The following is a 24,101-nucleotide window of genomic DNA, read 5'->3' as shown; positions in this document are numbered from 1 at the left end:
CCGTGAACTACAGCTGCTGCCTTCCCGTTCTTCCATAAAGCACTGCTTTATATATGAATCGACTACGGCAAGAAACGAGCCCATACCTTCTGCAACACGCTAACAATCCTGTCCATTGGTATGCCTGGAAACCAGAGGCTTTCGAAAAAGCCAAAGCGGAAAATAAGCCAATTCTGGTTAGCATAGGCTACAGCACTTGCCATTGGTGCCACGTAATGGAGCGGGAGAGTTTCGAAGATGACAAAGTCGCCGCTTTTATGAACGAGCATTTCGTCAACATCAAAGTGGATCGTGAGGAACGGCCTGATGTCGATCAGATTTATATGGAAGTTTGCCAGGTGATAAACGGAAGCGGTGGCTGGCCCTTAAATTGTTTCCTGCTGCCTGACCGCAGAGCTTATTTCGCAGGCACTTATTACCCGCCCCGGCCAATGCATAACCGCCCCTCCTGGATTCAGGTACTACAGTATATGAAAGATGCTTTTCATGACCGGTATGAGGAAGCGGAAAAGCAGGCCGGCCGGCTAATGGACTCTGTGGCTCGAAGCGACACCATATTTCTCAAAGAGGATCTTTTGAATGTTCCTTCGGAGGAACTTTTCTCCACGGGTGGCCCCAAAGCCATTTACGAAAACCTGGCACAGTCCTTTGATCGCAAACACGGTGGCTTTGGCAGTGCGCCGAAGTTTCCCGGTACGATGGGGCTGCGGTACTTACTGGAATACGCTTACTTGTCAGGTGATGAAGCGCCGCTGCAGCACTTTCATTTTTCACTGAGTCAAATGATACGAGGCGGTATTTATGATCAGCTTGGCGGCGGTTTTGCCCGCTACGCCACTGACCGGAAATGGCTGGTGCCTCATTTCGAAAAGATGCTGTACGATAATGCCCTTCTCGCAGGGTTGCTGGCGGATGCCCATAGGCACACGCCCAATCCAATTTATGAAACCACCTTACGGGAAACGTTGGGCTGGGTCAAACGAGAAATGACCAGTCCGGAAGGTGGCTTCTACGCTGCACTTGATGCAGACTCAGAAGGGGAGGAGGGGAGGTTTTATGTTTGGTCTTATGAGGAGGTGCAAGAATTGCTGGGCGATGATGCTGAGGTGTTTTGTTCGTTTTATGACATCACCCCGGGCGGCAACTGGGAAGGCACCAATATTTTGCACCGGCCGGTTTCTAATGATGATTTTTGCACCGCTCGCGGACAAGATCCGCAAGCATTACAGGCTACCCTCGCCGCCGGCCGCATGAAGCTGTTCAATGCCAGGGAGCAGCGGGTGCGCCCGGGGCTTGACGACAAAATTCTGTTGGGCTGGAATGCCATGATGACTACGGCTTATGCCAAAGCCTATGCAGCAATTGGCGAGCAGGACTATCTGGATACAGCAGTAGCCAATATTCAGTTCCTTCTGGACAAGTTCAGGCAGCCCGATGGTGTTTCCTTTTTCCACACTTACAAGGAAGGGATGGCACAATATGATGCCTTTCTCGACGACTACGCCCTTCTTATTGAAGCCCTCATCGAGGTTTATCAAATCAATCTCGATACAGCACTTTTGCGTCAAGCCGGAGACTTATGTAGGTATCTGATGGACCACTTCCTTGATTCCGGGCATAATTTGTTTTATTTTACTGGTCAGTCCCAGGAAGATATCCCGCTTAGACGAAGGGAACTTTACGATAGCGCAACGCCTTCCGGTAACTCTACAATGGCACACAACCTCCATAAACTGGGGTTGCTCCTTGGTAAACCAGTTTTCAGTAAGTTGGCCGTTGATATGTTGCGGGGCGTAAAAACCTCAGTAGAGCAGTACCCCAATTCTTTCGGGCGCTGGGCGAACGCATTATTATACCAAAGCTATCCCTATTACGAAATAGCTTTAGTAGGGCAACAGGCTGCTGCTAAAGCCATACATCTGCAACAATCTTTTATCCCGAATGCTGTTGTGATGGCATCCGCAACAGCAAATGAAGACTGGCCTTTGCTGGCTGGCAGGGATACTGGTGGTGATACCAATATATATGTGTGCCAAGAATATGCCTGTAAACGCCCCGTTGATACGGTAGCAGCAGCGCTTGAGTTGCTAAACAACAACGGATGATCATCAAAATTTCAAACCCGGCAAGCATGAAGCATTTATTGACAATATTTCTGGTTACGCTGATTACCGGTATAGGCTGGTCTCAGCAGGCTGCTCAGTACAGCATGTTCATGATGAACAAATTTAACTGGAACCCCGCCTATGCAGGGATGGAGAACTCTCTGGTCGCTACAGGCATCTACCGGTCGCAGTGGCAGGGCCTTCCCGGCAATCCGGTTACTCAAAATATCGGCGTGCACCTGCCGGTAAGCGTGATTAGAAGCGGCTTTGGGTTGAACCTGGAGAATGACGAACTGGGGGCCCGGCAGCGCACTACCGGATCCCTATCCTACAACTATCAGGTGGAGCTTGGCCGCTGGGGCATCCTTGCTGCAGGCGGCAGCGTGGGGTATGCCCAGCGCACCCTCGATGGTGCCGCACTCCGCACACCGGATGGCGACTATTCCCCTTCGGATGGAATCCTAATTCATAACGATGATCTTCTGCCGGTCACTGCAGTCTCAGGCAGTGCGCTCACTTACGGGGCAGGCCTTTATCTGCTGACGGAGCGGTTTGAAGCCGGTTTAGCCGTCCGTAACCTTACTGAGCCGGTTACGCCGGTTGGGGACGCACTAAGTATCCGCCTTTCCCGGGCTTTCTTCTTTAATGCGGAAGGCCACTTCGACCTCAGCTCTATGGTCAGCTTCCATCCGGCGTTGTTGGTGCGTTCAGACCTGATACAGACCCAAACTGATATTGCTGCCCTTTTTCATTACAACGACAATATAATAGCAGGGGCTTCGTTTAGAGGTTACGACAGCAATTCGATTGATGCTGTAGCGGCAATCGTTGGCTTCAAGCTGAGTGATAATATCACAGTAGGTTATGCCTATGACTTTACGCTGTCTACTTTGAATCAGGTGAGCAATGGCTCGCACGAAGTTATGGTCAGCTATAATCTGAATAAATCGCTGGGTACCGGCCGTCCACCCAAGATCATTTATAACCCACGTTCCCTCTGATTTTGAGTGGGAAGGCGTGAAATGACAGATGTGGCTCGGTGGTCCGGTTCTTTTCTAAAAGGAAATTGGCAGGGCAGAATTATTTTAACCACAAAAGTGGTTGCATTGATTCAAGTCTGTTAAACAGCGGGAGCCTGCTGTACCAGCCCTTTTCAAAATGTAAGCTGCCCGGCTTTTCGTGGGCAGAAACAGAAAAGAAAAAAATTAATTTTTGATAAGATAGGCAAACAGCCTATATTTACGACTGCGTTTATTAGACCGCATTATATATTCTGAAGGAAAACAAGGGTGTTAACATGAAACAATTAATCAAGCTTTCACTAGTCTTGCTAGTGTTTGTTGCCGCGTCCTGTGGCAGCAGTGAAAACGGCCAGCTGGTAGGTGTATTAGACCGCCCGGACTGGAAAGGAATTAATCCATATGGAATGGTTTACGTACCCTCCGGTACGTTACACATCGGCCCATCTGACCAGGACGTTAGTAATACGTTCGTGCAGCGTCAGAAAGCCATCTCTATTCAGGGATTCTATATGGATGATACCGAAATCACCAATAACGAATACCGCCAGTTTGTTAACTGGGTCCGGGATTCATTAGCTCACTCTTACCTCGACCACTACGTCGAAACCGAAGACGGTGAAGAGCGGATCGACTGGGAGTATGAAATCGACTGGGAAGACGAAACCCTGGAAGATTTGTACTATCAGGGCGATGACCGTTTTGCTGGTAAGAAAGAACTCGATGCCAGTAAGCTGGTATTCGAATACGAGTGGTTCGACTGGCAGAAGGCCGCACATGATCAGGGGCGTTCTCCGCGCAATGCCTTCATTCAGCGCCGCAAGGTGAATGTCTATCCGGACACGCTTGTATGGGTTCGTGATTTCGCCTATTCTTATAATGAGCCAATGACGCGGAACTATTTCTGGCACCCTGCCTTTGACGACTACCCGGTAGTGGGTGTGGACTGGCATATGGCGAATGCTTTCGCTTACTGGCGTACCAAGCTGTGGAATACTTACGCGCTGACACGGGGCGATGGTATCAACTCTGAGGACTTCCGCCTGCCAACCGAGCACGAGTGGGAATATGCAGCACGCGGTGGCCACGATGTAGCGATGTACCCATGGGGTTTGTACTACACTCGTAATGCTAAGGGATGTCTGCTTGCCAACTTCAAGCCTGGCCGTGGTAACTACCCTGAGGACGGTGGCTATTACACAGTGCGTGCAGATGCTTACTTCCCCAACGATTTCGGTCTGTACAACATGAGCGGTAACGTTGCGGAGTGGACAGTAACCGCTTACTACGACAACGCATATTCTTTCCTGCATGACCTCAACCCTGATATCCGCTATGATGCAAAGGATGATGATCCTGAAGCGTATAAGCGCAAAGTGATTCGCGGTGGTTCATGGAAGGATGTTGCGCATTTCCTTCAGACTGGCACACGCCATTGGGAGTATCAGGATACAACGAAGTCCTACATCGGGTTCCGTTGTGCACTGACTTTCCTGGGTCGTTCACTGAACGATTTCTAATGATAACACCATAATTATTATTGGATGCATGCTTTGAATATAAGGGGCATGCATCCAATATGTTTTTGGTTATCTCCTCTATCTATAAGCTCACCTCATCATTTCATCAAAGCTTTTCTCACGCCTCAGACAAGTCTGTGATTGACGCCGTTTTGAGGGGCATTTCTTTAAATGTCCGGTTCGATTGCTGGGAAAAAGCGAAAAAAATTATTGAAGCCTGTAACCAATCAGGAGCAGTGCATTATGTGGTAGAGTTTGGAGGAATCAATCTCCCAAATTGCTAAGAATTTAGATCATCAAAACTATTAAAAGAGAACTAAGATGAGTTTCTTGAAGTCAAAAGGGTTTAAGTACATTAAAAACCTGATCATCGGTCTCGGTGCATCAGTGGTATTGATGGGTGCACTTTTTAAGCTTGAAAGCTGGGAAGGCGCTTCCGAAATGTTGATCATCGGTCTGTCCGTTGAGGCATTTATTTTCCTTTTCCTTGGTCTTATCGGCCCTGAGCCTGACTACTACTGGGACAAGTTGTACCCAGGCCTGAGCGATTACAGCTCAAATATTGCACCACTGACGGCCGGCGGCACTCCTAATACTCCTGCAGCAGCTCCTCTGAACGGAGAAGTTGTGGAGCAGCAGCTTGGAGGCATGCTCTCTGAATTGCAAACCATGTCCAAAAGCTTATCTTCATTAAAAGCTTTACAGGAAGTGGACTTTTCCGGTACGAGCGATCAGATCAAAGCCATGAGCAACTTCTACTCTAAACTGAATGAAGCAATGGCTGACCTGTCTGACTCACTGGAAGACACCAAGCAATACAAGGAGCAGCTCAACGCACTCAACCAGAACATCGGACAGCTGAACGGCACTTACGCACAGCTGAACAACGTGTATGGCAACGTAATCTCTGCCATGTCAAACGTTGGCAAATAATCTGAGTTGACGCACCCCTATTTTTGAATTTTCTAAAAGCTATATAGCATGTCAATACCTAAGGAACCGCGGCAGCTCATGATTAACCTCATGTATCTGGTGCTGACCGCGCTACTTGCCCTTAACGTATCGGCCGAGGTAATGAATGCTTTCTTTACACTGGATGACGGTAACAAAGAAAGTATCGCAACTGTAGAGTCTCAGTTGGAGCAAACAGTAGGCGGGCTGAAAAGCCTGCTTAGCGACGAGTCCAAAGCCAAGTACCGCCCAATCGAACCTGCCGTGGATCAGGTTCGTGAAACCATTTCCAGCTTCAACAGCTACGTCAATGATCTTCGGGGTAATCTGATTGACTCCGCAGGTAACCAAAACGGTGAAGTGGATGATGATGACTACACCGAAAGCTATGGTAAGGTGGTCCCAAAGGGTAAGAAAAACAAAGATATCACTACCCGTATGCTCGTAGATGAAGGCCGTGGGGAAGAACTCAAGGCTGAAATCATTAAAACGAAAGAGCAACTTGTTAAGATCTATACCGATCTGCTTCGCAACCATGGCAAAGCCTTTGGTTTGAAAGACGCAGAAATCAACAACCGGATCGAGAACATCGGCAACAACCTTCCATTTGGCATCGATGACGAAACCTGGAAGGCAAGCAAAGACAAGACGAGCTGGGCGGACTTTAAATTCCGTCAGATGCCCCTTGCTGCTGTACTCCCGCTCATGAGCCAGATGCAGTCTGATGCAAAAAGCTCTGAAGCTGCACTGATCAACAGTATGGCTGAGCTGGCCGGCGGCCGTGTGGTTGAGTTTGACTCTTTCTTCCCGGTCGTTCAGGCTGAGAAAGCATACGTTATTAAGGGTGATCCATTCAAGGCAGAGATTTCTGTAGGTACCTACAGCTCTCAGATCAACCCGGATGACATCAATATCTACGTCAACGGCAGTGCTGTTTCTGTAGGCGAAGGCGGTAAAGCGGAGTACACCACCCGCACCACTTCTACAGGTAACAAGCAGCTGAAGCTGAAAGTAGAAGTCCGTAACCCACTGACCGGCGAAGTGTCAGAAGGGGAAAGCATCTACGAATATGAAGTAGGTACCCGTTCTGCTACCGTTTCTGCGGATAAGATGAATGTATTCTACATCGGTGTGGATAACCCCGTATCTGTTTCTGCTTCCGGTGTGTCTTCCAACGATCTTGATGTTCGGGCTTCCGGTTGTTCTATCCGGGCAACAAATAAAGCCAGTGGTAAGTATGTGGTCACAGCAGATAAGCCAGGTGACGCAAAAATCATCCTTTCTGGTGGTGGTCTGCCTAGTACTACATTTGACTTCCGCGTCAAGAAAATTCCTGACCCGGTTGCCCGCCTTTCTCAGTCTAGCGGTGGAACCATGGGTAACGGTACCTTCAAAGCACAAGGCGGTGTAGGAGCATTCCTGGATAACTTTGACTTTGATGCCACTTGTCAGATTCAGGGCTTCACCCTGGTTTATGTGGCTTCCCGTCAGGACCCTGTTGAAGTAATCAACGCCGGCGCACGATACAATGATCAGTCCCGCCGTTTGGTTAATCAGGCTAAGCCGGGCGATATCTACTACTATGATGATGTGAAGGCTCGTTGCCCTGGTGATAAAGTGGGCCGCCCGATCAACTCAATGGTATTCAAAATCAAGTAAGGTATTTATTTACCTGATTGGATTTAGCGGTTTCAGCCAGCTTTTCAAACGGGAGAGCTGGCTGAAGTCCATTCAGCCTGAAAGGGCTAATGTATTGAAAATCTAAGCGGTAGGAATTTCTGTTATTTTGCAGAGGTTGTAAAATAGCAGCCGTGAAATTGCCGTTAGTTCTAATACAGAAAAGCTTTGATGGCTTGCCGTGAAAGCTGGTGCGTAGCAGAAAACTATATATTCAATCTAGCCGGAATAATTCCCAAGAACGCACCACTGTAACAGATTATACTGACGATTAAGTGGTTTGCCACAGCAAACCTACTCAATGTCAGCATTTACGCTGGGAAGTGGCTTGCTCCGATGTCGCAAACCACTTCGTATTGCGTATAGTTTATTTTTGCGGTCATCTGGTGGCGCGAAAAGGAAAAACGTGGTGTTAATCCGCTGCTATACTTTCTTCCTTCATAGGAAAAGCAGTATTTTTCGCATCCTAAGGCTTTTGGCCGTGGTCAAATTCTCGTTCAAACAAATTAAATTAAAAAATCAGCCATGAAGATCGCTCTGAAATTTTTCAGCTTAGGATTGTTGATGTTCTTCCTCGCTGGTCCGCTTAATGCACAGACCCCCGATAACATCATCATGACTGAGTCAGGGGAGATGAATGCGGACAAGCCCCTCGATGATATCGTAGAAAAGCGCCTGACCTTCGAGAAGCGCGTTTTACCTTACGACCATATCCGTGAGGCAGACATTTTCTGGGAAAAGCGCATCTGGCGGGTCATTGACGTACGTGAGAAGATGAACCTTGCTTTCGCTTATCCTGAGCGCCCGTTTTTCACCATTTTGATGGAAGCTGCTGAAGCTGGTGAAATTACTGTTTACAGCACTGAGGACGATAAATTCTCTATTCCCCTTACGCCCGATGAGGTAGCCTCAATGGGTGCCAGTGTGGATACCATCGCCACCGTAGACCCGGAAACGTACGAAGAGACTTTCCAGGTTGTCCGCAACGAAGTTGACCCTACTGACGTCAAGCGTTATCGCCTGAAGGAGATTTGGTTCTTCGATGAGGAAACCTCTACCATGCAGGTACGCATCCTCGGTATTGCACCGCTTATCGAGGAGTTTGATGATAATGGCAATTTCAGATATGAGCGCCCTATGTTCTGGGTTTACTACCCTGAAGCTCGCGAAGTACTGGCAAGGGAGCGCGTGTTCAATATTGCCAATGACTCCAGCCCTATGAGCTACGAGGACCTGTTTGAGATGCGGTTCTTCTCAAGCTATATCTATAAAGAGTCTAATGTATTTGACCGCCGTCTTGAAGATTACCTCTCCGGTACAGACTTACTTATGGAGTCAGAACGGATCCGTCAGGAGATCTTCAACTTTGAGCACGATCTGTGGTCTTATTAAGGAAATAATTTGCTTTAGTGTAGGCAGCAAAAGGCTGGAGAAATTATTCCGCTATTGCTGCTGAAGCTAGTGGTCTGTCAAGACTAAAACTAGGGGTTGCCTGCGGCGACTTTTGAGGCTACTCTTCGTTGGATAACCCCTTACGTAGCGCTGCTATGCGCGGGAACATCCGCCTTGATTAGCCTCAAAATTCGCTCCCACTCAACCCATAAATTAACACTTGACAGACCACTAGGTTTGTAAAATGAAAAAGCGGTTTCGGATTCAGGTCCGGCACCGCTTTTTTATTGCTTTGAACTGTAACAGCTACAATCAGATCGTGGCATAAACACACAGGGTCAAGCTGGGGGCATTGACAAACAGAAATGAACTTCCCAAAGAAGTCATGAAAAAAGTATGCGCTTATTGAAGGAAAAGAAGGCTAGCCTGATTAAGAAGCCAGCTCATCCACCAGGCGGGAAATTTGCGCAATGCGGTCCCGGTTTAGCGAATAGTTGATGAACTTGCCCTGTCGCTCCGTATCAACCACTCCTGCACGCCGCAGAATAGCTAAATGCTGTGAAGCGACAGACTGTTCAAGCCGCAGTTTGATGTAAATATCGGTTACAGTCATGCTTTCGCTTTCTTCCAACAGCCCGATAATCCGCTGACGCAGCTTATGGTTGATGGCGCGCAAAACCAATACAGCTTTTCGCAGCTCGGCATAATCCAGTGTGATATCGCTATCGCCCTGATTTAGTGTTACGGTTTCGTTCTTCTGTTTTCTCATATCAAGCTATTTTACATATTAAAGAAACTCTTCAAGTCAAGTGCAATTACTATGCCAAAAAATGAAGACGTTTCTTTTACTGTAAAATGATTTAGTTTTCAGATCGATCGGGGAAAGGCAGGGTTGGTCGCAACTGTGCTTTTGTTTGATGTTGATTGCCTCTCGGAGCTTTAGGTTCAGCAGGCTTCGCGTTGGTAGTCGCTAAAGATTAAGCTCTCAAGCCGTTAAATCGACTTATTAATGTAGTGTCTTTACAAAAGTAAAAAAATATTCACATAAATGAAATGTGTAATAAGGTCTTATCGTCTATTTTTTTAAGAGTCATGCATAGAACATGGCTAGATATGAAACTTTTTTCTTATTCGTAGAATCGCTTTCTTTCCTTTGGTTGTTCAAACCGCTTTGCATTGTAGGCTTGTGTTTCGCCCCTGGCAATGCTTAAAGATTGCCAATACTGCCCGGCTGCATGTTTGGACAGTAGTACGATTTGACCGCAGTGGTAGCTGTAATGAGCAAGTTGACGCTGCAGGGCTTCCAGTACCGTATGCCCTTCGTTTCTGATGTAGATGAGGTCTTGCAGCTGTTCAGGCTTTAAGAGGCCAATCGCTTCAAACAGACAAGCCCAGCCTTCTTTCCAGGCCTGCATGACCTCGGCTCGATTGACGAAGGTGGGATGGAATTCCCCTTCCCGGTCCCGCCAGGGTTTTTCCCCGTCCTCAGTCAGAAAGTTGGTCCAGCGTGACAACATATTGCCGTGCAGGTGCTTGATGATGGTTGCAATACTATTCTGGCTATTACCGGTAGTTTGAAAGAGCGCGTCGTCAGGGGCCTGTGCCATCGCTCGTTCACCAAGTGACTTGTAATAACTGAAGAGCGGACGGATGTTGTCCAGAAAGTTAAGTGGTGTAGTGGTTGACATTTTTTTTAGGGCAAAATACGGCATCCTGAATGCCCAATGCTTTGGTACCGAGCTCAAAAGCTGTGTGCAGCAGCCCTTTTCCGGTAATCGGAGGGGCTTAACCGGTGAGCCTTTTTGAAAGCCGCACTAAAGTGGGATAAATCCTGGAAGCCACATTCAAAAGTAATTTGAGTGACTGGCAGCCCGGTATGTTCCAGCAGATGCGCACCGTGTTCAAGCCGGCGTTCGTGCAGCCACCGGCCGGGCGGTTGGGCATAGGCTTCTTTGAAGTCTCGCTTAAACGCGGAAAGACTGCGCTGGGCCAGTTGGGCAAATGCAGACAGGGGTAAATTGAGCATGAAATTCTGCTCCATTACAGAGGCAATAGTAGGCTTGCTCTGTAGCAGTCCATTCAGAAATAAAGCAAAGCTTGCGTTTTCAGGCTCAGCAATCAGGTTGAGCAGTAGTTCTTCCAGTTTGAGGGTAAGGCCCCGGCGGCGGGCTTCGTTGAGGGGCGTGTTGAAATAAGGCAGTACCGCATGGTAAAACTGGCTTACGGGTTCCGTGATGTGCAACCGGATCGCCTGTGCCTGACTGGCCCGGTTGGGGCTGGGGAGCAAATCCGCATGCCGACGGGCAAACTGCTCCAAAAAAGGTTCGTCCAGAAAAAACAGGACACTCTGGAATACCCCCTGATCAATAGGTTTTTCAGACATCAGATAGCTGCCCTTGCGCAGGAACAATGCTTTATCTGCCGTTACAGGAAATTTGGCGCCCCCTGTTTCAATAACTTTCTCTCCCTGCAATACGAAAACGATAAAGTGCTGAGAGGACCAGGTGCGTATTCGGTTCATCCGTTCATAGGACCGGTACTCGATAAACCGGAATCCTTTCTCCACTTCTATCTTAGGGAAATCACGGCTAGACTTAAAAAACTGGTCTAATTGATGCATGAAATGATGTTGTAATATGGTGATCCGGGCAAAGCTTAACCAAATATAATTGCTAAAGATGTGTTAAGGTTCACTCAAATTTAGACTTTTTAATTGACCTCCCCCGGTTTTCTCAATCCAATTCTTAATTTTACGCCATTGTTTTAATTTAAAACTAAAACCTTATGAAACAATCTGTAAAACCACTATTGCTGGTAGGTGTTTTTGCACTCGCAGGTCTTACCAAAGCTCAGGCGCAGGTCGATGTAATGGTTAACCCGATCGGTCTTCTGTTTGGTAACCTTAGCGCAAGTGCTGATTTCATGTTGAAAGACAACTTCAGTGTGGAGGGTCAGATCGGGGTAGGCTTCGGAGACGATGGAGCATTTGACTATTTCAACCTACCGATCACAGCTTATGGCAAGTATTATTTTAATCCGGATGACGGTGCAGATAAGTTCTATGCCAGTGCATTTCTACGTTTCATAAACCGCAGTTGGGACGGTAACGATAATGCTTTTGTCTCGGAATATTCCCAAACTCGTATTGGTTTAGGTTTCGGCGTTGGTTATAAAGTCGTAGGCAATAGCGGGATCGTTTTTGACCTAGGATTTGGTATAGGGCGAGCCTTTATTGATAACGTGAGTATTGACGATGAAACCAACGTTGTCGATTGGCCGGAAATCATGTTCACGGGTAAGTTGGCGATTGGCTATCGTTTCGGCGGATAAGTCATTTCCTACATCAACCTTAGAACAAACCCCTTTGATCGCAGTAAATGCCTGGTCGAAGGGGTTTGTTTTTTGCGCTCCTACCGCTTGCCTACTCCCATGCTGTATGAAAAACACCTTCCCGGTCCGTCCGCTCATAAGTGTGCGATCCGAAAAAGTCCCGTTGTGCCTGTACCAGGTTAAGCGGCAGGCGCTCGTCGCGGTAAGCATCAAAATAATTCAGAGTGGAGGATAGGGCAAGAGTGGGGATACCAAACTGTGCAGCAGTCTGAATAACGCTCCTCGCACCACGCTGCCCGTAGAGCAACGAACTTTGGAAGAGTGGCGACCGCACCAGGTTGTTCAGTTCCGGTTCCTGCTGATAGGCCTGACGCATATCCTCCAGTATCTCTGCCCGGATGATACATCCGCCCCGCCAGATCTTGGCTACCGTTTGCAGGTTTAGGTCGAAATGATATTCCCGGGAGGCTTCTGCCAGCAGGTGCATGCCCTGTGCATAGGTGATCATAAAGGCAAAGTGAAGAGCTTCCCCCACCTGACTAACGAGTTGCCCCTGATCCACAGCCGGGTAGCTTTCAATAGACCGGCTATAGCGCGGGGCGGTGGCCGTGCGTTCTGCCTTTAAGGCGGATAAGCCACGCATAGTCACTGCCGCATCAATGGTAGGTACCGGGATGCCGAGGTCCATTGCGTTTTGGGAAGTCCATTTGCCTGTCCCTTTCTGCTTGGCTTTGTCCAGGATTTTATCCACCAGCCATCCCTCGCCCTGATCATCCGGTTGAGCAAAAATCTTGCTGGTGATTTCAACGAGGTAGGACTCAAGGGCACCCTCATTCCACTTTTTGAAAGCTTCATGTAGAGCGGGGTTGTCCAGCTTACCTGCATTTTTGAGGATGTCATAGGCTTCTGCCAGCAGTTGCATCAGCCCATACTCTATGCCATTGTGTACCATTTTGACGTAGTGCCCGGCAGCGCCATTGCCCAGGTGCGCCACGCAGGGCTCGCCTTTAGCTTTGGCCGCCACCGCCTCCAGAATAGGCGCCACCAACTGATAGGCTTCCGGGGCTCCCCCCGGCATGATGCTCGGCCCCCGCCTTGCACCTTCTGCACCACCGGAAACTCCCATGCCCATAAAGCGGATGCCTTTGGCCTTAAGCTGTTCAAAGCGGCGATCGGTATCCGGGAAGTAGGAATTCCCTCCGTCAATGATCAGGTCCTTATTATCGAGGTGGGGGAGGAGGGATTCAATGACACTGTCCACAGCTTTGCCAGCCGGAACCAGCAGCATGATTTTGCGAGGTTGGGCGAGTGCCTTTACGAACGTGGCGGTGTCCGTTGTGCTCATCACGGGCTTGCCTTCTCCTTCTTTTTTCAGTGCTGCTGCTTTTTCAGCATCCAGGTCCAGCCCGGCAGCTGAAAAGCCGTGATCAAGCACATTGAGGATGAAATTGCGGCCCATTACACCGAGGCCAATCATGCCGAAGTCGTATCCTTTATTATCCATTGTTGGCATTTTCGATTTGTTGAAGTTTTTGCAGCCTGCGGTTATGGCGTTCTTCACCGCTGTACTGCGCTTTTGCGAAAGCAAAGATCAGTTCCCGGGCCAGTTCAGTGCCTATGACCCGTCCACCAAGACAAAGCAGGTTCATGTCATCGTGCTCCACCCCCTGCCGGGCAGAGTAGGTTTCAGTGATGAGGGCTGCGCGGACCCCTTTTACCTTATTGGCCACGATCGCCGCGCCCACTCCGCTGCCACACACAGCAATACCCCGGTCGACTTTGCCGGCAGCTACGGCTTTAGCCAGCGGGTACACCAAATCCGGATAGTCGTCCCGGGCATCGTAGGCTTGTGCCCCAAGGTCCGTCGTCTCGAAGCCCGCCCCGCGGAGCCATTCGGCAATTTGATTTTTAAGGTCGAAGCCACCGTGGTCGGCAGCGAGTCCAATCTTCATAGGTAATTAATGTCTGTATTAGAACTTTAGTGGTCGTCCAGCCTTTTGTTAAAACAGGGCTATGCATTCCTGGTTGCATGGTACTGCTCGAATTCATCAAAAAATAACCCAATGGACCCACAGGTTTTTGTGATTTTCGGTGCCTCCGGCGACCTGGCCAAGCGCAAACTGCTCCCGGCAATTTATGAACTCTACTGTAGTAATTTGCTGCCTGAGTCTTTCGCCGTGCTGGGCGTCAGCCGTACGGACTACAGCGATGATGCATTTAGGCAGGAGGTTTTTACAGATAATGAATTCATTGAGGACAGCAAGAAGCAAGACTTTGCCCAAAAATTGTTTTACGAACCCATTGATACCCTCGAAGCTAAAGATTATCCCAAGGTGCGCCAACGCCTGGAGAAGATCGACGAGCAAATGGGTACATCGGGCAACTATGTCTTCTATTTGTCGGTACCACCCCGCCTGTATACCGAAATCCCGAAGTACCTGGCCCAGGAAGACCTGAACAAGAAGGAGGGTAGTTTCCGGAGGCTAATCATTGAGAAACCTTTTGGTTACGATATGGAATCTGCCCAAAGCCTGAACAAAAGCCTGCAGCAGCACTTCGACGAAGATCAGATTTACCGTATTGACCACTACCTGGGCAAAGAGACCGTGCAAAACCTGCTGGTGACCCGCTTTGCCAATGGCATCTTCGAGCCACTGTGGAACCGCAATTACATACACCATATCGAAATTACCTCCGCTGAAAAAATCGGTGTGGGCGACCGGGGCGGCTACTACGACTCCTCCGGTGCACTGCGGGATATGGTCCAAAATCACCTGCTGCAAATCGTGGCTCACGTGGCTATGGAACCGCCCATTAATGCAGATGCCGGGTCCATCCGCAGTGAGAAGCTGAAGCTTTTCAAAGCCTTGCGCCCCATAGCAGAGTCCGAGGTGGAGCAGTATGCCATCCGGGGGCAGTACATCGGTGCGGATATTGGCGGTAAGCACATCAAAGGCTACCGGGAAGAAAAAGGCGTGGGTGATGATTCCATGACAGAGACTTACGTAGCCCTGAAGTTCTTTATTGACAACTGGCGCTGGGCAGGCGTACCTTTCTACATCCGAACCGGCAAGCACCTGCCTACCAAAGCCACCGAGGTAGTGGTTTATTTTAAATCGCCTCCCCATCATTTGTTCCGCAGCAATGAAGAAATGATGAATATGAACAATCAGCTGATCATGCGCATTCAGCCCGACGAGGGGCTGCTGCTGCAATTTGGTATGAAAGTGCCCGGTGCCGGCTTCAACGTGAAGAACGTGGAGATGGACTTCCACTATTCAGACCTGACCGATGCCCACGTGCCCGAAGCCTATGAGCGCCTGATCCTTGATGCTATGAAGGGAGACGCGACACTCTATGCCCGCGGCGACAGTGTGGAGGAAGCCTGGCGCTTTGTGGACCCGATCCTGAACGCCTGGAAGAACAACCCGGACATCAAATTATACGGCTATCCGGCCGGCACATGGGGGCCCGATGTGGCAGACAATCTAATTGAAGGTGACCGGGTAAGCTGGCGAAATCCCTGCCGAAACTTGACAGACTCCCGGAATTTTTGCGAACTTTAACAGCACACACAAAAACCTAAAGCCGTATGCACATCCACATTGCAGATACCCCCGGGCAGGTGGCCCGTGACTTTGCTGAGTTTTTTGAGAAATGGCTGGCTGAAAAAAAAGAGCCGGTGAATATCGCTCTTTCGGGGGGCAGTACCCCTGCCGTTTTGTTTCGGCTCTGGACGGAGGAATACCAGGACCGGATAGATTGGGAGAAAGTCCACTTTTTTTGGGGCGATGAACGATGTGTACCTCCGGATGATGCCGAAAGCAATTTCAAAATGGCAGATGATCTTTTCCTGACGCCGGCGGGCGTACCTTCCTGCAACGTTCACCGTTTGCGCGGGGAGTTGCCAGCTGAGGCCGAAGCGGGACGTTACGGAGAGGAAATCAAGGAGTGCCTGGCCATGAAAGATGGGTGGCCGGTGTTTGACCTCATTATGCTGGGTATGGGCGGAGACGGCCATACTGCATCCATTTTTCCACATCAGATGGAATTGCTGAAAGCGGAAGAGGTTTGTGCTTTGGCAGAACATCCGGTAAGTGGCCAGGAGCGGGTAACGCTAACCGGCCACGTGCTGAATAATGCCCGGGAAGTCGCCTTTCTGGTCACCGGGCAAAGCAAAGCGGAAAAAGTTTCTGCTATCCTTAACAAGGCACCCGGAGCGGCTGATTACCCCGCAGCGCATGTACAGCCCACACACGGTCAACTGCACTGGTTTATGGACCAGAAAGCGGCAAAGGGCGTGGATGAGAAGGTCTGATACGGTCTCTCAGAATAAAGAGACCATCCTGGACCGCATTTGCCGGGCGCAGAAGGGGTAGTTCTCCTTAGCCCGTTCAAATATGGCTTCGGTGTCTTTTTCAGGATCGAAGGTGCGTTCCTTTTTCGCCTGAGTCGTAATGGCGCGGAGTTTGCCGGTATAAACGCTGTCCTGAAAGAAGTCCCGGCGCACCCAATCCTCCGTCAGGTGCGGAGGCGAATTCAATACTTCTTCCCAACTGATACCTGAGGATTCCTGATAGAGCCTTGCCGCCTCCTGCATGGTTTGACCCTCACTGTTGGTGCAGCTGCAAAGCATTTCGATCAGGTTGGGCTGCCGTTGACTATCAGGCAGGGCAGGTCTCTGGGCATTGCAGGCGGTGAGTAGCAGTGGCAGCATCAGGAAAAAGGAAATAGAACGATTTTGCATTTGGTCCGGTCTTTGAATGAGCTTACACCGCTTGAACTGGTGCAGCCGCCGGAAGTTCGGTCAAGCTGTCGGCATCTGTGTAGCTTGTAAAGCCTCTTTGGGGGCTGACTGGCGATCAGAGCCTTCTTCGGCAAAAAAAATACAACATTACCCTATGGAGGAATCTGACTTTGAATTATTAGGCGAATACTATTCCATGCTGGAACGACAGGGCCCCGGCAGCCCGGAAACGACCCTGAAGGCGCTCAGCTTTGTTGAGGTTCAACGCCCAATTGTCCGGATAGCCGATATTGGGTGCGGCACCGGAGCTCACACTTTACTGCTGGCAGAGTATCTGCCTGGCAGTCAGGTCACTGCGCTGGACCTTTTCCCTGTCTTCATTGAACAACTCAACGCTAATGCTGCACAAGCTGGGCTGCAAGACCGGGTGAAGGGCATCACCGGCAATATGGAGGCATTGCCCTTTGAGCCTGACAGCCTGGACCTGATCTGGTCCGAAGGTGCCATTTATAACATTGGCTTTGAGCGTGGTATCCGGGAATGGCGGGCATTTCTCAAAACAGGGGGCTACCTGGCGGTTTCAGAGATTAGCTGGCTCACGCAAGAGCGCCCCTCAGAGCTACAGGATTATTGGGCCGCTGCTTACCCGGAGATCAACACCGCTTCCGCCAAAATGGCGCAGATGGAAGCCGCAGGTTATACGCCCAGGGCTGCTTTCGTTATCCCGGAGAATTGCTGGACCGATCATTACTACAGTCCGCAGGTGGCGGTACGGGAAGCCTTCCTGGAGAAGCACCCCGGCAATCCTGCCGTAAAAGCCTTTATTGAAAATGACCGGGCAGAAGCTGATTTGTACGAACGGTTTAAGCAGTACTATAGCTACGTGTTCTACATTGGGCAAAAGGTGTAGGCCATTAGGATTACTCTTTAGGCAGGCCCTTAATCACTAAAAAACATGGACAAAAATGCAAATATCAGCGCCTTGGCTGCAAAAACAAGAAGCGTGTACGAGCAGTACGGTTTGCAGTACGACGCCGAGCGCAGCCGGTTGCTGTTTGAAAAGAAATGGCTCCGCCGGTTTGAGAATTTACTGCCGGCATCAGCGGCTATTCTTGATGCCGGTTGCGGGGGAGGGGAGCCGATCGGTCGTTATTTCATAGAGCAGGGCTATGAAGTCACGGGTATTGACTTCGCCGCGCCGATGGTTCAGCTGGCGAAAGCGCGCTTCCCCGACAGCACCTGGTACCATATGGACATGCGGGCGTTGGACTTGCCACAATCCTTTCAGGGCATCATCAGCTGGCACAGCTTTTTCCACCTGACGCCCGCTGAGCAACGCGCAACTCTGGCTCGGTTTGCCCAACATTTGCAACCCAAAGGCCTGCTCTTGCTCACGGTGGGCCCTGATGCAGGGGAAGTTACCGGGCACGTGGGCGGACAGCCGGTCTACCACAGCAGTCTTTCGCCGGCCGCTTATCAGGAGGTACTCAATAGCCTGGGCATGACGGTCCTTGACTTTGTACCGGAGGATCCGGAATGTGATTTTGCTTCGGTTTTGCTTTCGCGGAAAATGGCGTAGGGTGGCTATTCATTTTTTGTCCCTTTCCCCCTTTTCTCTATTTTTTTACTTTTTTGTCCTCTACGCTGTCAAGTATTTCTTGTGCCTTTTCTTCGCTTACTGTACCAATTTCTTTAATGATTTTAGTTGGAGTGTTCGACAGTCCAAAGCAGGTGTCTTCATCAACCTCGACCCCATTGATTCCATCTTGCGATAAAGGATGCATATTCTTTCGTTTTTTTGAATGAGAGATTCCAAAGAAGAACTTACCACCATCTTTAGATTCAACAATAATCAAAGGTCGGATTTTACCCCATAAAAAAGCAAGAACAATTATCCCTCCAACAGCGATTCCTCCCATCATGACCGGAGATACTATAGCGGAAAGCAGAGGAGTAAGAACTACGGTCATATCAAGTCATACTTAAAAATCATCTTATCAAACAAAACTCTCTCGCCGCTTTCATCAATGATATAGCGTTCATCATTGACCTCATCATTAAAAACACGATAAATATTCCCTTCAATAACCGAATCCAAATGAGAGGCTTTAATCTTTGCAATCATTACCACTTCATCGGCATTTTTCCACCTGACTTCTGGCTCTGATATCAAAGTCCGCTTTCCATTTTCATCGAATAGAAATAGCTGGTCACCGAGTCTGATAGTCGTGTAAAACTTCCCTTCTTTTACGGAATTGAGCACAGAATGATCAATAAAAACAGTATGGTAGGAATGATTTGTATTCATTGCGGCGTCTTTGAGCTTTTACAAAATACTCCTTATGAAACACTTCTGTGTGCTTCTCTGTTCTCAGAACCCAGTTTCAATGGTCAAGGACAGGTTATTAGCCTCAAAAATTCGCTCCCGTTAAACCCCTGAATTAACACTTGACAGGCCACCAGGTACAACTTTTAGTAATGCGTTCGTTTCGGTTACGCGCCTTTGAGCTTTTTTATCCTTTCGGTCAGCGCAGCAGGCACCTCCTCCCACTCCTGTAATTGCTCCAGCACCTGCCTGATCACCGCCTGCCGGAATCTTTCGGCAGAAGCATCCTCCCGTTTGATGGGTACATAATATGCAATTTGGGTTTCATCCCAGTCAAAGGTGTCTCTGTCTTTATTGATACGAAGGTCAATAACCACGTATAAAACAGGCAGGGTCAATCCTTGTGCTGCGGTATTGAAATCATCTTCCAGCTCCGTCAGGGCATCAAGGACAAATTTCAAATCAGCTTCTTCGGCCATCAGGCCGAGGCGGAAAGTGCGGGTGGTAGTGGTATTCATTAGGTATCTCGTTTGTTGCCTGGTGGGCGAATTAATGGATACTGTCGTCTTAGATTTTCTGGAAGTTGAGCATAAGTATAGATTTTAATCTTTTCCTGCTTAAGACACTCTTGATAGGAACCCTGGAATTGTACAAAATAGGTAAGACCTTGATTAACGTGCCAGTTTCCGTATCTGCCTCTTTCTCCTTTTTTAGTCACGCCATATTTCCAAACTTCTCCTCGGTGAAGAAAAATTTTGACTTCCCCCGGGCAATTGAAGCAGCTATACCATCCATCCTTGGCGGCAACCAAGGCATACTGTTCAGCATTCTCAAGCTCTTCCAGCTCCTTTTCCAGCTTTTGCCTTCTTTCAGGCGAAAGCTTAGTAATATCCTTGCTATAAAAAAGTAGTGCAGCGCTACCAATCAACAGCATTAACAATACAATATAACGCTTCCTGTCATTCCGCTCTGGCGGAACCAACTGCGGTGATTTCTTATTAACAACCATACAAAATAAGAATTAACCCTTTGCGAGTCCACAAAGGAGCATGAGTCTATTTTGCAAGTTGGGGAAGTGGCCGATGATTGTAATGGTCACAGGGATACAACAATATTAAATCTTTTGGGGCAATAAAGCAAGGAGGGTGCAAGCCTTGTCGGGGCGCTTTTTCCCAGTCTTTACCGAGGTTCGGCAGGTTCCCCAGGAAAGTCCGGGGCAGAGTTCCTGGTAAGGTCTTGGTTTAAGCTCTGCACCAGCAGCAAAACCGAGTCTCCTGTCAGGGAGCTTCCTGCTCTCCGGCAGGTTCTCCAGGGGCTTTCCTTACGTCATTCCACCGGGATACAAGAGGTGTTCCCAGGAAATCTGAGGCAGAGCACCTGGTAAGGCCTTAGTTTAAGCTCTACGCCAGCAAGTCCTGTAGGGGAGCTTCTTTCCCTTTTTTATCAGGATCCGGCAGGTTTTCCTGCTATACCAGGGGGTGCGGAGCTATAGAGGAGGGGATACGTTTTTGCTAGGCGGGAAAACCAGTGCTTCCGTGGGTAGGCACCTGACGCTGTAGGCGTCAAATATCGGTTGAACGGGCAATGAAGCGGTATGCCCGACCCTGTAGGGGTCGCACTTGCTTTCTCTTTGAATGCCTTTTGCCATGTCTTATTGTACCAGGCTACACTGCCTCATGTTCCTCCTCCCCCATCTCAACCCCCGGGGCCACCAGTTTCACCTCCGCCCAACTCTGCTTTTAGAGGCGGGAGAGGAGAAGGGCGATCTGGACTTGCAAGGCGGTATTGATCGTGAGGAAAAGACCTCCAAAAATAAAACAGCCAGCCTTCCCCACAGGAAAGCCGGCTGTTCCAGTCTCTTCAATGCTGAAGCTGTTCTTACATCGCGCGCAGGGCCTTCACCAGGTAGGTGAGGGAGAAGGGCAGCGCGACCCAAAACCACTCGTTCATGAAAATCAGCATGAGGATGACGACAGCAGTGGATACTAAGAAAAGGATCCAATCCATCGCTGTTGATTTATTTTCTGCATTCGCTTCCATATCTCGATTGTTGATTCTGTTATTGATTGCCGTTAGGAGGCCGGTGCCATCCTGTTCGGAGCCAAAAATAAGAAGTATTCCCAAATTGCCCAAGGTATCGGGCAATTCCTGTAGCCGAACATGCGCTCTGACCGGTACGTTTTGACAGAAAACCGAAGAATGAAATACTGTTGCACCGTTTTGATCGCGTTCTTTTTTACCTGCTCTGTACTGTTCGGTCAGGGAGAACCGCCATTGCCTGGCGTTTTCTACCTGGAAATCCGGCAGACAGTGGAGCCGGAGGAATTTCCTCAAAGACAGTTGCGGGTTTACCGTATGCAGGGAGAGGCCCTGACCATTCTCATCGAAGGATTTGACGACCCGGAAGCGGAGGTGTCTGTCAATCGGGTGCTGTCCAAAACATGCTACAATGAGATCGTACAGGAAGCGGAGCGCAACCGGCTGATGGCGGTGGGCACGGACTGCGTGGCGTATACGCCTGTTGCCCGGCCTTCCCTCAAAACAGAATTGAAAATTCAGTACAAAGGTGAAACCAAAGTCTGCTATTCTTACGATAAGCCATTTGTACCGGCACTGCAGCAGGTACTGCAAAAGCTCAATACCTGCATTCCAAATCAAGACCATAAAGTGATCCTGCCTCAGCGCTCGCCACAACTAGATTAGAAGCTAAACAAACTCCCGATAGCCGAAAACGGTTTCAAAGCCTTTGACCTTAAAGTACTGCTGCACTGCCTGCGCGGGTTTTTCGCTGATGGCCATCACGAAGTCGCCTCCCCAGGCCCCGAGCGACTTGACGACGCCTGGGAAATTAGGGAAGTGCTTTTCCTTTACAGTGGGTAAGCCTAAAGTTTTGGAAAGTAACGCTTCGTGTTCTTCGAGTACCAGGGTGGCTTCGGTAGCAGTGCGTGCCTGTAAGAAAAGCAGTGTCAGTTCCGAAAGACGGTCACGTAGCTTCTCAGTGCCACTGCCCCGGCTGCGGTACCTGGCAATGCCCGCCCTGCTGTCCTGTTTATGGCCCAGGAAAGCAAAGCAGATGTGGTCCGCAAAGGCGGGTGCGTAGGGGACCTCAACATAAGAAGGCTGTCCCTGCCGGCGCTGAAATAGTACCGGATGCTGACTGTTGGCGCAGGCGATATCGTAGCCCGACCCGCCGAAGGTATCTTCCAGGAGTTGAAAAGGGTCGACGCCAGCCCAGCGGGCAATCCCGGCAATCAGGGTGGAGCTGCTGCCCAGCCCCCATTCCCGGGGGAATTCCAGTTGGGTTTCGAAGTTCAGGTAGGGCTGATTGCTCCAAAATCCGGGGCGTTGTTTTTCGATGCCCTGGAAAAGGGTTTCCAGGCGCTTGCCGGTCTGCAAGTCATTGGCCTGCAGGAGCATTCCTCCGGCAGCGAATTTGCCTTCAAACCAGGAGGTGCCATCCGCTAACCGGCTTTGCCAGCTGTGATGTGCGGCCTGTGGTGCGGTTCTTACGCGGAGCCACTGCCCGCGACGGAGTGGCAGACCTAGCGCCAGTGCCCCGTCGAGTACGGCATATTCACTGGTCAGGAGAACTTTGCCGTTAGTGTGAATCGCTTGTTCGATGGTTTTTAGGTTTTGCTATTTCTTCAAAAAGTGTTCGGGCACCAGCCGGTTATTGCGGCTTTGCTTGATGTAGTCGCGCACCGCGGTAAAGGACACTACCTTGTCGGCGAAAAATGCCGCAGCCTGCTCCTGCTCCGCCGGCGTAGCTTTTAGGTGGTTGAGAATATTAAGCAGGTGCATCTTCATATGCCCCTTTTGAATGCCCGTGGTGACGAGTGAACGCACAGCTGCGAAGTTTTGTGCGAGCCCGGTCGTGGCAATGATCATCATCAGGGTTTCCGCATTCGGATGACCCAGCATTTCCAAAGACAGGCGGGCAATAGGGTGGAGGCGGGTCAGCCCACCTACAGTACCCACCGCAAGGGGCAGGTCCATCCAGAATTTGAATACCCCATCCTTTACGGTGCAGCTGCTGAGGCTGCGGTAGCGGCCGTCCCGTGCAGCATAGGCATGGCCGCAGGCTTCGATGGCCCGGAAGTCATTGGCGGTAGCCAGTACCACGGCATCGATACCGTTGAAGATTCCTTTATTATGTGTCGTGGCCCGGTACGGGTCGATCTGAGCAATGCGGATGGCTTTGGCAAACTTTTCTGCAAAGGTGGCTGCATCCATGTTTTGGCCGGCGGCATCAAGGGCTTCCACAGGGCATTCCACCCAGGTACGGACCACGCATTCGGGGGTGTAGTTGGAGAGAATAGCCATGATGATGTCGAGGGAGGCTTCTTCCCTGCGGAGTAGATCATGGGTTGCAGCCATTTGCTGCAGGCTCACGCCGAATTCTTCCAGTACGGAATTGATGAAGTTGGCACCCATGGAGTCACAGGTTTCAAAAGTCACACGCAGTTGGTAATAACCGGGTTCTTCGGCAGTGAGGTCCACCAGCTCTATATCCTGAATACCACCCCCCCGTTTTTCCATGTTGGTGGTAATGTGGCGGGTGTCCTCCCGGAGCTGTTGCTCGATGTCGGGCATAGCTGCTTTGAGGGCGGCACTATTGCCGGTCCAACTGAAATGCACCTGCCCGACTTTACGGGTGGACAATACTTTGGCATGGAAGCCACCTCTTTTGGACCAGAACTTGGCAGCACTTGATGCGGCAGCGACCACCGAGCTTTCCTCAATCGCCATCGGCACGGCGTAAACATCTCCATTGATGACAAAGTTGGGGGCTATACCAAAGGGGAGGAAGTGATTGCTGACGGTATTTTCACTAAAGCCATCAAAAACACGCTGCTGCTCAGCATCCTCATGCCAAAAGCTTTTGAGCTCTTTGATGGTTTCCTGTGGTTTTTCGAAAAACTGTTCCGCAATCCAGTTCAGTTTTTCTTCTTTGGACAGGCGTGAAAAACCTGAAATCGTCTTATCCTGCATGTTTGTAGGTTAAAGTAGCGGTGCGGGCACCGCTTTATTCGT

25 protein-coding genes are annotated in these 24,101 nt (G+C 49.7%); 12 read left to right on the top strand and 13 right to left on the bottom strand.

The features are described from left to right. Nucleotides 1-53 precede the first annotated feature (53 nt). From IX84_RS01860 to porN, 6 genes are all read left to right on the top strand, one after another. Nucleotides 54-2,105 (top strand): thioredoxin domain-containing protein, encoded by a 2,052-nt coding sequence (locus IX84_RS01860; RefSeq protein WP_044216094.1) that lies wholly within the window; start codon nucleotides 54-56, stop codon nucleotides 2,103-2,105. Nucleotides 2,106-2,131: 26 nt separating this feature from the next. Continuing rightward, nucleotides 2,132-3,106 (top strand): PorP/SprF family type IX secretion system membrane protein, encoded by a 975-nt coding sequence (locus tag IX84_RS01855; protein ID WP_160213617.1) that lies wholly within the window; start codon nucleotides 2,132-2,134, stop codon nucleotides 3,104-3,106. A 296-nt stretch (nucleotides 3,107-3,402) separates the two neighbouring features. Then, nucleotides 3,403-4,644, top strand: coding sequence for a T9SS ring complex lipoprotein PorK/GldK (porK, locus tag IX84_RS01850; protein ID WP_044216090.1), 1,242 nt, complete (start codon nucleotides 3,403-3,405; stop codon nucleotides 4,642-4,644). A 321-nt stretch (nucleotides 4,645-4,965) separates the two neighbouring features. Next, nucleotides 4,966-5,577, top strand: a complete 612-nt coding sequence (locus IX84_RS01845) for a GldL-related protein (protein WP_044216088.1) — start codon at nucleotides 4,966-4,968, stop codon at nucleotides 5,575-5,577. Nucleotides 5,578-5,625: 48 nt separating this feature from the next. Beyond that, on the top strand, nucleotides 5,626-7,254 hold the full coding sequence (gene porM, locus IX84_RS01840; RefSeq protein ID WP_044216086.1) for a type IX secretion system motor protein PorM/GldM: 1,629 nt from the start codon (nucleotides 5,626-5,628) through the stop codon (nucleotides 7,252-7,254). 543 nt (nucleotides 7,255-7,797) lie between these two features. After that, nucleotides 7,798-8,664, top strand: a complete 867-nt coding sequence (gene porN / locus IX84_RS01835; protein ID WP_044216084.1) for a type IX secretion system ring subunit PorN/GldN — start codon at nucleotides 7,798-7,800, stop codon at nucleotides 8,662-8,664. Nucleotides 8,665-9,094: 430 nt separating this feature from the next. Here porN and IX84_RS01830 read toward each other — a convergent pair whose 3' ends face one another. The 3 genes from IX84_RS01830 to IX84_RS01820 all read right to left on the bottom strand — a co-directional run bounded on the left by IX84_RS01830 (nucleotide 9,095) and on the right by IX84_RS01820 (nucleotide 11,284). Further along, nucleotides 9,095-9,433 (bottom strand): ArsR/SmtB family transcription factor, encoded by a 339-nt coding sequence (locus IX84_RS01830; protein ID WP_044216082.1) that lies wholly within the window; start codon nucleotides 9,431-9,433, stop codon nucleotides 9,095-9,097. Nucleotides 9,434-9,791: 358 nt separating this feature from the next. After that, nucleotides 9,792-10,352, bottom strand: coding sequence for a DUF1572 family protein (locus IX84_RS01825; RefSeq protein ID WP_044216182.1), 561 nt, complete (start codon nucleotides 10,350-10,352; stop codon nucleotides 9,792-9,794). Between the two features lie 53 nt (nucleotides 10,353-10,405). Then, nucleotides 10,406-11,284 (bottom strand): AraC family transcriptional regulator, encoded by an 879-nt coding sequence (locus tag IX84_RS01820; protein WP_044216080.1) that lies wholly within the window; start codon nucleotides 11,282-11,284, stop codon nucleotides 10,406-10,408. 164 nt (nucleotides 11,285-11,448) lie between these two features. Between IX84_RS01820 and IX84_RS01815 the strand changes: the two genes are divergently transcribed. Next, nucleotides 11,449-11,994, top strand: a complete 546-nt coding sequence (locus IX84_RS01815) for a hypothetical protein (RefSeq protein ID WP_044216078.1) — start codon at nucleotides 11,449-11,451, stop codon at nucleotides 11,992-11,994. A gap of 91 nt (nucleotides 11,995-12,085) precedes the next feature. Here IX84_RS01815 and gndA read toward each other — a convergent pair whose 3' ends face one another. Beyond that, the gene (gene gndA, locus IX84_RS01810) at nucleotides 12,086-13,498 is read right to left on the bottom strand and encodes an NADP-dependent phosphogluconate dehydrogenase (RefSeq protein WP_044216077.1); all 1,413 of its coding nucleotides are present in this window, start codon (nucleotides 13,496-13,498) and stop codon (nucleotides 12,086-12,088) included. Then, entirely contained in the window at nucleotides 13,491-13,946 is a 456-nt protein-coding gene (locus IX84_RS01805; protein ID WP_044216074.1) for an RpiB/LacA/LacB family sugar-phosphate isomerase, read from the bottom strand. The genes gndA and IX84_RS01805 overlap by 8 nt, the downstream gene beginning before the upstream one ends. A 111-nt stretch (nucleotides 13,947-14,057) precedes the next feature. On the opposite strand from IX84_RS01805, the gene zwf reads away from it, so the two are divergent. Both zwf and pgl read left to right on the top strand, forming a co-directional pair. Beyond that, nucleotides 14,058-15,560: a glucose-6-phosphate dehydrogenase gene (zwf, locus tag IX84_RS01800; protein WP_044216072.1), complete on the top strand. Its 1,503-nt coding sequence runs from the start codon at nucleotides 14,058-14,060 to the stop codon at nucleotides 15,558-15,560. Nucleotides 15,561-15,586: 26 nt separating this feature from the next. Next, complete coding sequence (pgl, locus tag IX84_RS01795; protein WP_044216070.1) at nucleotides 15,587-16,312, top strand: 6-phosphogluconolactonase; 726 nt, start codon at nucleotides 15,587-15,589, stop codon at nucleotides 16,310-16,312. A gap of 9 nt (nucleotides 16,313-16,321) precedes the next feature. Here the strand turns inward: pgl and IX84_RS01790 are convergent, their stop codons facing one another. Continuing rightward, nucleotides 16,322-16,741 (bottom strand): hypothetical protein, encoded by a 420-nt coding sequence (locus IX84_RS01790; protein ID WP_044216067.1) that lies wholly within the window; start codon nucleotides 16,739-16,741, stop codon nucleotides 16,322-16,324. Nucleotides 16,742-16,895: 154 nt separating this feature from the next. Here IX84_RS01790 and IX84_RS01785 point away from each other — a divergent pair, with 154 nt between their 5' ends. Both IX84_RS01785 and IX84_RS01780 read left to right on the top strand, forming a co-directional pair. Then, a complete protein-coding gene (locus IX84_RS01785; protein WP_044216064.1) occupies nucleotides 16,896-17,651 on the top strand; it encodes a class I SAM-dependent methyltransferase in 756 nt (251 codons plus the stop codon). 45 nt (nucleotides 17,652-17,696) lie between these two features. Further along, nucleotides 17,697-18,320 (top strand): class I SAM-dependent DNA methyltransferase, encoded by a 624-nt coding sequence (locus IX84_RS01780; RefSeq protein ID WP_044216062.1) that lies wholly within the window; start codon nucleotides 17,697-17,699, stop codon nucleotides 18,318-18,320. 37 nt (nucleotides 18,321-18,357) lie between these two features. Here IX84_RS01780 and IX84_RS32725 read toward each other — a convergent pair whose 3' ends face one another. The 5 genes from IX84_RS32725 to IX84_RS34290 form a co-directional block, all read right to left on the bottom strand. Then, a complete protein-coding gene (locus IX84_RS32725; protein ID WP_152604878.1) occupies nucleotides 18,358-18,711 on the bottom strand; it encodes a hypothetical protein in 354 nt (117 codons plus the stop codon). Next, complete coding sequence (locus IX84_RS01775; RefSeq protein ID WP_044216059.1) at nucleotides 18,708-19,049, bottom strand: hypothetical protein; 342 nt, start codon at nucleotides 19,047-19,049, stop codon at nucleotides 18,708-18,710. Before IX84_RS01775 ends, IX84_RS32725 begins: the two co-directional genes overlap by 4 nt. A gap of 185 nt (nucleotides 19,050-19,234) precedes the next feature. Next, entirely contained in the window at nucleotides 19,235-19,585 is a 351-nt protein-coding gene (locus IX84_RS01770) for a hypothetical protein (RefSeq protein WP_044216058.1), read from the bottom strand. Continuing rightward, the gene (locus IX84_RS01765) at nucleotides 19,585-20,076 is read right to left on the bottom strand and encodes a hypothetical protein (protein WP_044216056.1); all 492 of its coding nucleotides are present in this window, start codon (nucleotides 20,074-20,076) and stop codon (nucleotides 19,585-19,587) included. Before IX84_RS01765 ends, IX84_RS01770 begins: the two co-directional genes overlap by 1 nt. An 869-nt stretch (nucleotides 20,077-20,945) precedes the next feature. Beyond that, nucleotides 20,946-21,074: a hypothetical protein gene (locus IX84_RS34290; RefSeq protein ID WP_262501593.1), complete on the bottom strand. Its 129-nt coding sequence runs from the start codon at nucleotides 21,072-21,074 to the stop codon at nucleotides 20,946-20,948. Nucleotides 21,075-21,266: 192 nt separating this feature from the next. Between IX84_RS34290 and IX84_RS01755 the strand changes: the two genes are divergently transcribed. Then, entirely contained in the window at nucleotides 21,267-21,770 is a 504-nt protein-coding gene (locus IX84_RS01755; protein ID WP_044216052.1) for a hypothetical protein, read from the top strand. A gap of 3 nt (nucleotides 21,771-21,773) precedes the next feature. Here the strand turns inward: IX84_RS01755 and IX84_RS01750 are convergent, their stop codons facing one another. After that, on the bottom strand, nucleotides 21,774-22,676 hold the full coding sequence (locus IX84_RS01750; RefSeq protein WP_262501594.1) for a GYDIA family GHMP kinase: 903 nt from the start codon (nucleotides 22,674-22,676) through the stop codon (nucleotides 21,774-21,776). Between the two features lie 27 nt (nucleotides 22,677-22,703). After that, nucleotides 22,704-24,059, bottom strand: a complete 1,356-nt coding sequence (locus IX84_RS01745) for a hydroxymethylglutaryl-CoA reductase, degradative (RefSeq protein WP_044216048.1) — start codon at nucleotides 24,057-24,059, stop codon at nucleotides 22,704-22,706. Between the last annotated feature and the right edge of the window lie 42 nt (nucleotides 24,060-24,101).

It is taken from the genome of Phaeodactylibacter xiamenensis, from assembly GCF_000759025.1.
GTDB lineage: Bacteria > Bacteroidota > Bacteroidia > Chitinophagales > Saprospiraceae > Phaeodactylibacter > Phaeodactylibacter xiamenensis.
Note: the sequence above shows the minus strand (reverse complement) of the source record. Positions and strands in the feature narration are given on the sequence as shown.